Source organism: Blautia wexlerae DSM 19850, assembly GCF_025148125.1.
GTDB lineage: Bacteria > Bacillota > Clostridia > Lachnospirales > Lachnospiraceae > Blautia_A > Blautia_A wexlerae.
The window spans coordinates 2,400,620-2,414,223 of sequence record NZ_CP102267.1 but is presented as its reverse complement, the minus strand read 5'-3'; the positions used below and the strand labels follow the sequence as shown (position 1 = coordinate 2,414,223).

The following is a 13,604-nucleotide window of genomic DNA, read 5'->3' as shown; positions in this document are numbered from 1 at the left end:
AGGACGAAACCGCATGAGACTTAAACATAAAAAATTCTTCATATCTGGCATAGCGGTAACCGTAGCAGGGGTGCTTGGCGTTGGGGCACTGCTCCAGACAAGTGTTTCTGTCCAGGCTTCTTCTGCTATGATGCCTGGAGTGGAGCAGATTGTAAATGATGCTACGGCAGATAAACCATTTAGAATTCTCGAAATCGTAGATAAAACAAACGAGGCGGAAATCGGATATTATGTGTCTGGTCAGGAACCTTATATTAAACTTTATAATTATACATATACTTACAAAGATGAGAATGGTGAAGAGCATCAGAAAACGATTCCTATTAACACTTTGGAAGAAGGTTTGAAAAAAATAGCGTCTGCCAGTCAGCGTAAAGAATTTGCTACAAATACAAAAGAAGATGGAAGCGATACAGGTATAAAAAATATACAGAACATCAGCTATCAGAATGACAGCAGCGGTGAAGAGAAGGATTACCCACTTTCCTATACGCCATATGAAGAAAGATATTTTCTTACTTCCGAACAGGAAAATTCCAAAGAATGGACCCCAATAACTTTCGAAGATGCAGAAACGGAAGCAGGCAGAACCGATACAGTTAAGGTTAAAGGTAAGTATCAGCCAAATTCAGACGGCACAGGTGATTACACGAAGCAGGAACAAACTTATTATCCTATTCGCAGGGACTCTGAGACAGATAAGACCAGTACAGAGAAATACCGCGAAAATATTCAGAATTTCTTTTTCTCAGATAATGGTGAAGCAAATGAACCATATTTTCTGGAATTTGAAGAGGTAGATAATAGCAGTGTGAATGAAGCCTTTGATGAGAACAATAACAAGAAAAATGGAAATGCCATTTTACAGGAATATGATTATACAAAAGGCGGCTATGGTTATTATGAAAATGTTTATGGTAATCTGACAGAAGAAATTGTAAATAATATAAGCAATGGGAGCTATCTTTTTCCGGGAGAAACACCCCAAATAGATATGACGCATGCGGTTAAAGTTCCTGTTGAATCTGGAAATCAGACAACGAATGCGAAATCTTTTACTGATGGAACAGATGATTTTTCTACTATTGACGAAGCAGATACAGCAACTCAGGAAACCGGACAGCCAGGCATATCAGCAGATTCAGATCAGTTCGGATCTGCGGCTGAGAATGCTTTTTCATCAGGAGATTTTTCAGATGGAGATACTGGAAATGTATCAGATACAGGAAATGCGGACGGTGCGCAGATGCAGGATCCGGATAGCGCAGCAGATGCTGATACAGGCATTGATTCAGGAATAGCAACGGAAGCAGACTCTGGTCAAACTACAGTGATAGAAAATGATAAGATACAGCCGCTTATTTCGTATACGCAGGAGATAAAGGGAGACACAACTAAAATTGATTCTTCTGTGGGAACATCTAAGAATCCGAAAGTATATTTCGGAATAACGACAGATCAGTATCCATACTATGAATATACCTTACTTAGTGACATGAAAAAAATAGTTGCCTGTGCAAAGCGAAATAAAGCAGAGGTAGAAAATGGAACATATACGCCGGATGTCTCAGACAAAGAACATAATATAACATTTCAGGATGATCAATATTGGTATTGGACAATAGACCAGCAGGGAAATATTACAAAAAATCCGATTTTTGTTGTTACCTGTCGTCAGCCGGTTTCATATGATAATGTTCAAAAACTTCCTGAAACATTACAGTATAATTATTATTATAAAGTAAAACAGGCTTACTTCTGTTGCAAAACAGATGAAAATGATTCGGAGAATGAACATGCATACAAGTATTTTGGATGGTATTCTCCAGGTTACCCGAAAGATGAAGATGTTTACGTTTCAGTTAAAGACGGGGAAACTGCGACACATTATATTTCGGCTGCAGAATATAAACTGACTCCGGAAGTTGGAGATTATGATTTTGTTCCAGATGATAATGAGGAAGAGACGACAGTAGAAGTTAATCATATGTATTATCGTGGTGGATATACAAATCATGACTGGTTTAAACGTTATGTGTTCCATATTAATTTAGATGATGAAAAGGAAAAGGAGAAATACGCTTCATTCAATATTGAGGTTAAAACGATTACTTCGGCGAAATTTAATGAAATGTATGGTACGGCGGCAGCCACAGAAGGTTTAAATGATACGGATACTCAACAGACAGACGCATCAACGGAGAATGCTGCTTTTTCGGATGAGCCAGATACGGAATTTACGGATGATGAAAGTGCTGATACATTTTCTGCCGGAGAAATAAAGAATAGTACAGATAGCTCAGATTTATCAAAATATGATTTGGTCTATATGAATGGAAGTGATTTAAATGAAGCATCTTTTAAGGCACTGGCATCATTAGCTTCAAAAAATAAATTTCCATGTATTGTTAATCAGCCCCAATTAGCTGCAAACACTGATTTTGTAAACGCATTTGGCAGTTTTATAAATAATGAGGATGCAGACCAGCATTATGTGACAAAATCTGTATATTTCTTTAGGAATACATTTGCTAATCAGGATCCTTCGAGCCTTCTAAGCGGGGTATTTCATACAAATTTTAACCTTGGTTCAGACAGTGACATTTCAGATGGAATGCAGGGAGAAACTCAGGGCTTTGAAGAAATATTAGAATATATTGCAAATGAAAATAAATATCGTCAGCTGGGAAAATCAAGTGAAGATAATATTACAGATGATAGTCAACAGATATCAGCTCCTGATTCGCCAGAGGAACTTCTTAATACAGAACTGTCACATGCGAGAGCAATAGAGTATATTATCAATTACAAATTGAAAAGAGCTCAGGTTACAAAGGATAAAATAAACGTACTTGAACTTCAGCCGGCCAGAAGTAGTGGCGAAATTACAAAGTCTGAGATTATGGGCTGGCTGGGTTACATGACAGTTACGACCTGCTGTAATAATAAAGATAGCGGTAATCTATTGCCAAAAGATGACAGTGTATGGATATCGGATGAGACAATAGACCATGTGCATTATGTTCAATTTGATTTTGCAAAAGAAGTAGATATTGATGGTTTTATTTATACGACCCGGAAAAATATCGGTGAAACAAAAAAGGGCGTACTGGATGAATATAAGGTGGAGTTATGTGGTGAAGATGGAAATATAATCTTTGAAAAAGAAGGCTCTACACATTACAATTGGTACAATATTGATACGGGAGAAAAGATATTTAAATTTGATCAGACAGTAAGATCTGTGAAAAGAATGAAAATTTATTTTACAAATACATTTGGTGATTATGACGGACAACAGAAGTTTTGGGCAAGTGCCTCCAGAATGCTTCCAATTGTGAATGAAAACGATTCAACGATAGACATTACAACTATGACAACATCAGAATTTGTCGGTCATATTGAAGATATAAATACAAAATACGATATGATTTATTTGGGAGATGATGATACCGATCTTAATTATGATGCGAACTTCCGGCCGGATAATACGATTTTGTATTATCACATTGGTGGAAGTAAAAAGGCTTTATATGAGTTACAGGGTCTGATGAATCATGATTATATCCGTCAAAATGGAACGATTTTGGCAAACACAGTAGGAGAAACAGATTCAGAAACTGGGACAATGATAGGTTCAGTCCGCGGGTCTGGAAATGATCTTACAGAAAATATTAAAAATAAATTGGTAGATTTTGTAAAAAGTGGGTATCCGGTGGTAGTAGCAGGCAATATTTATAATCCGGAGAAACAAGAAATCTCTACAGAATTAATTGACAGTTCATCCTATGTTTATGATTTTTTAAATGAGGTAAAGACATATAGTAATGTATATCGTGAGTCTGAAATAGGGACTGAATCAGGTGTGGACTTTTTTGCGTCTCTTCCTAAGCCTAAGATAAAATTTGCTGATGGAGATTCATTTCCACCATCAGTAATTGGGGATGAAAATGGTCCTGCCAATAATTATCTTGCTGGAGATAATATGACTTTTAGGTTCCAGATAATAGATGAAGCTCAGGCTTCACCGGCAAATGCTGACTATAATTGTGAATTGTATATTGATTTGAATTGTGATGGAAATTATTCAGCTTCGGAGAAATTAAATGATATTGTTGTTCTTCAGAATGGGTCAGCTTTAAAAAGTGATAAGGAAGGAAAGTACCATCTTTCTCTGAAAACAGAATATACAGTGTCTAGAGAGATTCCACAGGAATATATTAAACTGATGCCATGGAAATTGGTTGTTACAAGTAATAGTAATAGTGAAATAAGAACATCAGAAATTGGGTATACAAAGAGAAGAAAAAGTGATGCCGTTAATAATACAATTAAGGTTCTCCAGATTCAACCGGATCGTTATTGTACATGGGATCTTCCAAAGGATGAAAATTTTAAAGCATTATTTAATGCAGTAAAGCAAGATTTTGATGTTAAAATTGATGGTGTTACTGTATCAAAATATGAGGAGAACTATAAAAATAATTCTGCATATTTAGATCAATATCATATGTTAATAGTAGGATTCTGTGATGGAGAAGGTTATGGTGGAAGAGGCCCCGACTATACCGGATACAATGGAAACTTTACTGAACAGGGAGTGCAGGGAATTCTTGATTTCGCAAATACAGGAAAGAGTGTTATTTTAGCTCATGATAATACTTCGTCCTCAAATTATGATGATGATGCCTCTAAAAATAAATTAAATGATAATGGAGGAGGTGGTATCTGGAAAGGATGGGCATATTATTTTAACAAAAAACTTCGTTCAGTTTCCGGAATGGATCGTTATGGGATTACAGCAACAGAAACTTCGGATATTTTAAAACAGGCGCGAAATTTAACAATAACAGACTCGGTCTGGAATACTATTTTGAGTAATTCTGATGATATGGCATATCGATTGAATAGTCAGAAAATGCAAACGTATTCTGAAACACAGGGTTTTACTAATGGCAAACTTAGGATTGCAGTAAGGGATAGAAAGCAACTAGCAAAAACAGATCCCTATTATGAAGCAGAGGATGAAACACATAATCCAACAACAACGGAAGCATCTCAGGTAAATCAGGGAGCAATCAGTGAGTATCCATATAAAATCAATCAGACGATTCCTGTAGCTGAAACACATTTTCAGTATTATCAGCTTGCAATGGAAGAAGACTCAGATAATGATGGAAATGGAGATATTGTGGTATGGTACTGCCTTGGAAATGAGGATAATACAGAGGGCAATTTTTATTATGATCATACACCAAATGATGTAAGAAATAATTATTATATTTATAGTTATAAAAATATTATTTATACTGGGGTAGGCCATAGTAATGTTAATAATGATGATGATATGGAGAAAAAGCTTTTTGTAAATACAATTATTGCAGCATATAATGCGCAGGCAGTTAAACCAAATCTTTCGTTTGTAAAACAGTCCGACTGGAATGCAGAAGAGGCAAAGAATGTCTATTATATATTAGATTATACAAATGATAATCAGTCTCAGGAACTGGTGAAAGATATTCAGGATTTTCATCTGAAAGTTACGGATTCAAACCTTGTAGGTACATCCTTTTCAGGAACAAATACAAAAGATCTTAAACTGGAACTGTTTATTGAATCTGACGATGAAGATACGCAGAATATCGAAGGCATTGACAAAAAGGTAAAAGAGGTTAAACTTCCCATTTATACTTCAGGAACAAATTCGCAGGTACCTGCTGATACAAATGGAGACATTTATGTACATAGTGGAAAAGTATATGACTTTACACTGGGAGACTTGCAGAAATATTTAAGAAATAATGCCAATGAATACAGAGGAAAAACAACCTTATATGCCAGAATTTCCTGCAGGTATTTGTATTACGGTGTAGAAAAAGAAGCACAGTCAATTGCAAAGATAGACATATGCCAGCGTCAGCTCTTTGATTTGGATTGATTTATATTTAAGAAAAAATGGTTTCATGGTATTAAGAAATAATAATACTGTGAAACCATTTTGGTAAAAGTTGGATAATCTGCTTGTTTACAGAATTTCTTTAATATGGTACGATATCAAAAAGAAATTTGACAAACATTTTTCTGAACAATTTATCCTTTGATATAATGCGGAAAGGAGGGTGAGTAATAATAGTAAAAAGAAATATCAGGAAGCGTAAAAATGGAGGATTTACATTAATAGAATTAGTAATAGTAGTGGCGATTCTTGCAATTCTTGTTGGAATAATTGCACCGCAATATACGAAATATGTAGAAAAATCCAGAAAGGCAGCAGATGCCAGTAATATGGAAGAACTGGTGAAGGCAGTTGAGATTTATATAATAGATGGGCATTCGTTAACGGATAATTTTATTGAAATTAGAATTGGAATTGGAACCGGTACATCGGGAAATGCGTTTAATTCTATGGATACTGCTTTAAAAGCGGCATTTAATGAAGAATTTCCCAATTTTTCTAATTTACATATGAAATCTAAGAAATGGGGAGGGGAATATATAAATGCAGAAATAACAGTTAAAACCGATGGAACATTGTCTGTTAAATATTCACCAGACAGTTTTGAAAAATATATGGCTGGAGGAGAATCATAGGAGAATTCTCTAGGTATCCTTGTCATACAATAAAAAAATTAAAACACTTATTTCTGCGACCGGTTGGGGTCGCACCCCAATGTGGTCAACTTAAGCCCAGAATGCTGAAAATTCAACGATTCTGGGCTTATATTCTGGATTTTTTTATATAAATATCTTGACATATCCTCCTAAATATGTGGTTTATAGATTAAGCAATATTACGTTACCGGCGAAATATTTATCTATTCCAATACGTAGGAGGTATGCCATATGAATCGAACTAATATTTGTAAAAATATCGTCCAATCCATTAAAGATTATATCACAGATCAAGTTAAACTGGAACCCCATCGGGTGGAAAAACATTTTGTACGGCGAAGAAAACTTTCACTTTTGCAAGTTATTATTTATCTGTTCTTCTCTTCAAAAGCTTCCATGTTCCAGAATCTTTCACAGATCAGAGAAGAACTGGGCACGCTTTCTTTTCCGGATGTTTCAAAACAGGCACTTTCCAAAGCCAGACAGTTCATTAATCCTTCACTGTTCAAGGAACTTTATTATCTTTCTGTTGATCTGTTTTACAGCCAGATCCCTTCAAGAAAGCTGTGGCAGGGTTATCATCTTTTTGCAGTAGATGGTTCCAGGATCGAACTTCCGAATTCAAAATCAACTTTTGATTTCTTTGGCGAAATGTCCAGCTATCCTGATCCAAACCGACGTTATACCATGGGACTGGCTTGCATAATTTATGATGTTCTGGATGATTATATCCTTCATGCATCTATCCATAAATTTCTTTCCTCTGAACGGGCAGCTGCATTAGAACATCTTAAAGTTCTTGAAGATATGGGACTATATAACAACAGTATTATTATTTTTGACAGAGGTTATTATTCAGAAGATATGTTCCGCTACTGTGTAGAGCATGGGCATCTCTGTGTTATGAGACTGAAAGAGGGAATCAATTTATCTAAAAAATGCAATGGTGATATGATTTCCATTCTTCAGGGAACTTCAAAAGAAGGTACTTCCGATGTACCTATACGTGTCCTTGAGATTCCGCTTGATGATGGCACAAAAGAATATCTTGCAACAAACCTGTTTGATCCTGCTGTTACAAAAGATATGTTCCGGGAACTTTACTTCTACAGATGGCCTGTAGAACTTAAGTACAAAGAACTAAAAAGCCGCTTTGCCATGGAAGAGTTTTCCGGTGCTACTGCAGTGTCTATACAGCAGGAATTTTATATAAATATGCTTTTATCGAATCTGGCCTCTCTTATAAAAAATGAAGCAGATGAAGAAATACAGATTTCTGCCAAAAGCACAAATAAGTTCCGTTATCAGGCCAATCGTGCATTTATCATTGGACGGATCAAAAGTATTGTTCCCAAAATACTCTGCGGACTGTTTGAGCTTTCAATTATTGAACAGTTATATACAGATGCTGTACGCTGCAGATCACAGCTCCTGCCCGGCAGGTCGTTTCCAAGGAAGAAATTGAAATCCAAGGGACGTTCACATTTCCGAAATAAAAAAGCTTCTTTTTAAAATAGAGCCAGCATTCATCAATAGGCTTATTTAAGTGCGGCAATTTTTATGAATCTTCTGGTTTCCAACAAAACAGCAACTGTTTTCTGTCATAAACCGATTAATTTTGTAGTTTGCATTAGAGGATATTCGCTAATATGCCCCTAAGTTGACGCTAGGTTGACCACATTGGGGTCGCACCCCCTGTCGAAGGACCACATTGGGGTCGCACCCTCTGTTGGGAAAATAAAGAAACGAAATTTGTTTAAAAAGTTTTCTAAAGAAAGTATAAAATTCAACTAAGTCACAGACTGGCACCCATCCAGCCTGCGGCTTTTTCACCCACTATTTTTGAGTTGACTTTTTGGCACATTGCGCATATACTAACAGTAGCTAGGGAATGTGGTGAGATTCCTTGAAGCAAAACAAAAGCCCTCAGAGTGCCAGCTCTGGGGGCTTTCTTGCTCGTTACGGTGAACTATTCCGTTTAGACTGTTGCTGTCTATCGTCTGCTGTCCAGCCATTTGCATATGTAGTAGCTAACTACGCCTGCTATAACAGAGACAAGAAATGTGGTGAGAATTTCTTCCATTACTGGCGGGGTCGTGATATTGTGGTCGCACCCCTCAAGGACTGTTTTTGAGGCGCTCCCTTTATGAAATTAAGAAATTAGGAAAAAATATTATTGTTGTACTGCATGATGAGTAAGTGGTATAATAATACAAGTTTATATTGCAGAAAAAAGCTGTTGTTCGTGAGAGGCTGGGAATAATGATTGAGTGGAAACAAATGACGATGCAGGAAGCAGAGAATAAAATGGAGGTGCTTCGGGAGATTTTTGATGTAGTCCGTCTCCTGAAAGGGAGTGATCTGCAGGCTGCCGGAATGGAAAGTAAGCTTGCAGGAAGAGAAAATCTTTGCCAGTGTTATGCTTTCTGGAATAAAGATAAAAGATGTGAGAATTGTATTTCCCTTAAAGCACTGGAGGAGAAGAAACAGACATCCAAAATTGAATTTCTCGATTCTGATATGTATCAGGTATTTGCAAGGTATCTGGAGATTGATGATGAGCCCTATGTAATGGAAATGCTGAAAAAGCTGGACGAGAACACGCTGACAGATGAGAAAGGATATGAAAAACTGACGGAAAAGCTGACTGTATATAGCGAAAAGCTGTATAAGGATGTGCTGACAGGGGCGTATAATCGCAGATATTTTGAGGAAAAAGTCAAAAATATGTCTTTGAATGCCGGAGTTGCAGTTATCGATCTGGATGATTTCAAATTGTTCAATGACACTTATGGTCATGATGGAGGAGACCTGGTACTGACAACCGTAGTGAATGTAATTCGGCATTATATCCGTCGTACGGATATTCTGGTGCGCTATGGAGGAGATGAATTTCTGCTGATCCTGCCCGGAATTGAGAAGGAAGTCTTTTCACAGAAGCTCCGTATGATCCAGGAGAAGATCCATGCGACGCATATTCCGGGTTTTAATCGTCGGAAGCTTTCAGTGAGCATTGGTGGAGCTATGTTTACCCATGGCAGATTGGAGGAAGCAATCACCAAAGCAGACAGACTTATGTATATGGCCAAGGGACATAAAAATATAGTAGTGACCCGGTGGGAGCAGAAGCAAAATACAGACAAGATGGAAAAAAGAAACCTGCCTCAGCTTCTGGTTGTTGATGATTCTGAAATGAACCGTGAGATACTTAAGGAAATTCTGGGAAAAGAATACCGGATACTGGAGGCCTGTGACGGGGAAGAGGCTCTGAAGATGCTGGAGCAGTATGGACCTGAAATCTCATTGGTTCTGTTGGATATTATTATGCCAAAAATGGATGGATTTGAAGTACTCGCCTATATGAACAGAGATAAATGGATCGAGGATATACCGGTGATCATGATTTCCAGTGAAGGATCAGAGAGTTATATCCGCCGTGCCTACGAACTGGGGGCTTCGGATTATATAAGCAGACCATTTGATGCTAAGGTGGTATATCAGCGGGTTATCAATATGATCAAGCTTTATGCCAAGCAAAGGCGTCTGATCCATTTGGTAACAGATCAGATTTATGAAAAAGAGAAAAACAACCGTATGATGACCGGGATTCTCAGTCAGATTGTAGAGTTCCGAAATGGTGAAAGCGGGCTTCATGTGTTGCATATTAATATTCTGACTCAGCTTTTGCTGGAGAAATTGATGCGAAAATCAGAGAATTACGATCTTTCCTGGTCTCAGCAGCATATGATCGCCACAGCTTCCGCACTTCATGATATCGGTAAGATTGGAATTGATGAAAAAATTCTGAATAAACCCGGAAAGCTTACAAAGGAAGAATTTGAAGCCATGAAACAGCACACGATCATAGGTGCCCGGATGCTTGACAGGCTGGAAATGTATCATGATGAAGAGATGATGAAATATGCCGCTGGCATCATGAACGTTATGATGGAAAAGGATATCCGGATGGTTTGAAGGGAGAAGAAATCCCCATATCTGCACAGGTGGTATCACTGGCAGATGTGTATGATGCCCTGGTAAGTGACCGGGTATATAAGAAAGCATATTCTCATGAAAAGGCAATGGAAATGATCCTGAATGGAGAATGCGGAATGTTTAATCCTCTTCTTTTGGAATGTCTGGTGGAAATTCAGGATAAAGTGTGCAAGGAACTTGGTATTAAAGGTGTGAATGAATGTCTGGAATATCTGGAAGAGAGAAACTGATAAAATCCCCCTGAAAAGAGCTTAAACTCAGCGATGGGGTGTACATTTCTGTAGATCTGAATGAATTAAAATGGGAAGACAGAGTGATCAAGTTGAACGTGCAGCCTGCAGCAGTGGGAAATCAATAAATTTCTATCAGATCAGAAGGATGCAGAGAATGTTGCGGCTTTGAAAAATAATAAATGGTCATTACAGAGATTGATTCATAAAATGCAAAAATATTTTGTAAAAAATTTTCCTGAGTATCTTGACAGGGAATAAATAATCCTTTATAGTATAGCACAGATTTGGTGTGTTACTGGACAGGCAGGCATTAACCGGTCATAAATGTTATTTTTTAATGTTTATGGGGGTTAGTGCCTTTTTTTGATGTATTTTATGTGGTAAAACGCGGAATAATCATATGTCAGAAGGTTTTAATCTCCCGGAAACAAGACGGTTTATTCGCACGAATAAGGAAAAGGAGACAAAAAAACATGAAAGACAAGATTTTTGGAGTTTTGCAGCGTGTGGGAAGATCCTTTATGCTTCCGATCGCAATTCTCCCTGTTGCAGGTTTGCTGCTTGGTATCGGCAGTTCCTTCACAAATGAAACAACTATCGCTACCTATGGATTGCAGAAGATCCTGGGAAGTGGAACATTACTTAATTCTCTTCTAATCATTATGAACAAGGTCGGAAGTGCTGTATTTGACAATCTGCCGCTGATCTTTGCTGTTGGTGTTGCCATTGGTATGGCAAAGAAAGAGAAAGAGGTTGCTGCTCTTTCTGCGCTGATTGCATATTTCGTTATGAATGTGGCTGTCAGTGCCATGCTTCTTATCAACAATGAAATCACAGCAGACGGTCAGATAGCAGCAGATGTACTGGATGGAACCATTACTTCTGTATGCGGGATCCAGTCTCTGCAGATGGGTGTATTCGGCGGTATTATCGTAGGTCTTGGTGTTGCGGCACTTCATAACCGTTTCCACAAAATTGTGCTTCCGAATGCGCTGTCATTCTTTGGCGGCTCAAGATTTATACCGATCATTTCCACAATCGTATATATGTTTGTGGGAATCCTGATGTATTTTGTATGGCCGGTAGTTCAGAACGGTATTTATGCTCTGGGCGGTCTGGTAACAGGCAGTGGATATCTGGGAACTCTGATTTTTGGTATTATTAAACGAGCACTGATCCCCTTTGGGTTGCATCATGTATTTTATATGCCATTCTGGCAGACAGCAGTGGGCGGAACTATGGAAGTTGCAGGACAGGTGGTACAGGGCGGACAGAATATCTTCTTTGCGCAGCTTGCTGATTCTGCAAATATAGCACATTTCAGTGCGGATGCAACCAGATATTTCTCTGGTGAGTTTATCTTTATGATTTTTGGTCTTCCGGGAGCAGCGCTGGCTATGTATCGCTGTGCAAAACCTGAGAAGAAAAAAGCGGCAGGCGGACTTCTTCTTTCCGCAGCGCTGGCATGTATGTTTACTGGTATCACTGAACCGCTGGAATTCTCATTCCTGTTTGTAGCTCCGGCACTGTTCGTAGTTCAGGTGATCCTGGCAGGTGCGGCCTATATGATCGCACATATGTTGAATATTGCAGTAGGACTTACTTTCTCAGGCGGTTTCCTTGACCTGTTCCTCTTTGGTATCCTGCAGGGAAATGCAAAAACAAGCTGGCTGAGAATCATCCCGGTTGGTATTATTTATTTCGTCCTGTATTATGTGATCTTTACATTTATGATCAGGAAATTTAATTTCAAGACTCCGGGACGTGAAGATGATGATACAGAGACAAAGCTTTATACAAAAGCTGATGTAAATGCAAGAAAAGAAGCCGGAAAGACAGCTGGTGCAGTTGCAGCAATCTCCGGTGATCCGGTAAGTGAACTGATCACCAGAGGCCTTGGCGGAAAGAAAAATATCGTAGATGTTGACTGTTGTGCGACCAGACTTCGTATCACAGTTGCAGAGCCTGAGAGAGTTCGCGATGAACTTCTGAAACAGACAGATTCCAGAGGAATCGTGAAAAAAGGACAGGGCGTACAGGTTATCTATGGACCTCATGTAACTGTTATCAAGGCGAAGCTGGAAGAATATCTGGAGACTGCTCCCAAAGAATTCGCGGATGAGACACCGGATAAGGTACAGGTACAGGAAAATGCTGCAGCAGGAAATGCAGATGGACAGAACAGTGCAGAGGTTGAGGACAAAAATGCAGGTACAGCACAGGCCTTGACACCTGTAAAAGAAGAAAAAATCAGAAAAACAGCAATCATTTACAGCCCTGTAGACGGAATCGCAGCAGATCTTTCTACTGCACCGGATGAAGGATTTGCAGGAAAAATGATGGGTGACGGTGCAGTGGTGACACCAACAGAAGGTACTGTATATGCACCTGCAGACGGAGAAGTTGAGTTTATTTTTGATACAAAACATGCCATAGGTTTCCAGACAGATTCCGGTATCCCTATGCTTCTTCATATGGGAATCGACACTGTAAAACTGGAAGGAAAAGGCTTCGAAATCCTGGTAACAGAGGGTCAGAAAGTGAAAAAAGGCGATCCGATGATGAAACTGGATTTGGAGTTCTTAACTGCCAATGCTCCGTCCATCACTTCCCCTATCCTTGATACTGAACCGGAAGACAACCAGAGGATCAGACTTCTGGCAAACGGTGAAATCAAGGCCGGTGAACCGTTGTTTGCGGTGGAAACGCTGGAATAATATTGTTATAATATAGAAATAACGAAGTTAAACATGTTAAAAAACA

Annotated in this window: 4 protein-coding genes and 1 pseudogene; all 5 read left to right on the top strand. The window is 38.4% G+C overall.

What is annotated here, in order from left to right; translation table 11 throughout:
- Positions 1-13 precede the first annotated feature (13 nt).
- The 5 genes and pseudogenes from NQ550_RS11190 to NQ550_RS11170 all read left to right on the top strand — a co-directional run bounded on the left by NQ550_RS11190 (position 14) and on the right by NQ550_RS11170 (position 13,558).
- Positions 14-5,938, top strand: a complete 5,925-nt coding sequence (locus NQ550_RS11190; protein ID WP_025578192.1) for a DUF5057 domain-containing protein — start codon at positions 14-16, stop codon at positions 5,936-5,938.
- A gap of 188 nt (positions 5,939-6,126) precedes the next feature.
- Complete coding sequence (locus NQ550_RS22095) at positions 6,127-6,591, top strand: type IV pilin protein (protein ID WP_029676908.1); 465 nt, start codon at positions 6,127-6,129, stop codon at positions 6,589-6,591.
- A gap of 252 nt (positions 6,592-6,843) precedes the next feature.
- Positions 6,844-8,124: an IS4 family transposase gene (locus NQ550_RS11180; RefSeq protein WP_259837168.1), complete on the top strand. Its 1,281-nt coding sequence runs from the start codon at positions 6,844-6,846 to the stop codon at positions 8,122-8,124.
- A gap of 750 nt (positions 8,125-8,874) precedes the next feature.
- A pseudogene (locus NQ550_RS11175) lies at positions 8,875-10,838 on the top strand (diguanylate cyclase domain-containing protein).
- A 476-nt stretch (positions 10,839-11,314) separates the two neighbouring features.
- The gene (locus NQ550_RS11170; protein ID WP_025580120.1) at positions 11,315-13,558 is read left to right on the top strand and encodes a PTS sugar transporter subunit IIABC; all 2,244 of its coding nucleotides are present in this window, start codon (positions 11,315-11,317) and stop codon (positions 13,556-13,558) included.
- Positions 13,559-13,604: the final 46 nt, after the last annotated feature.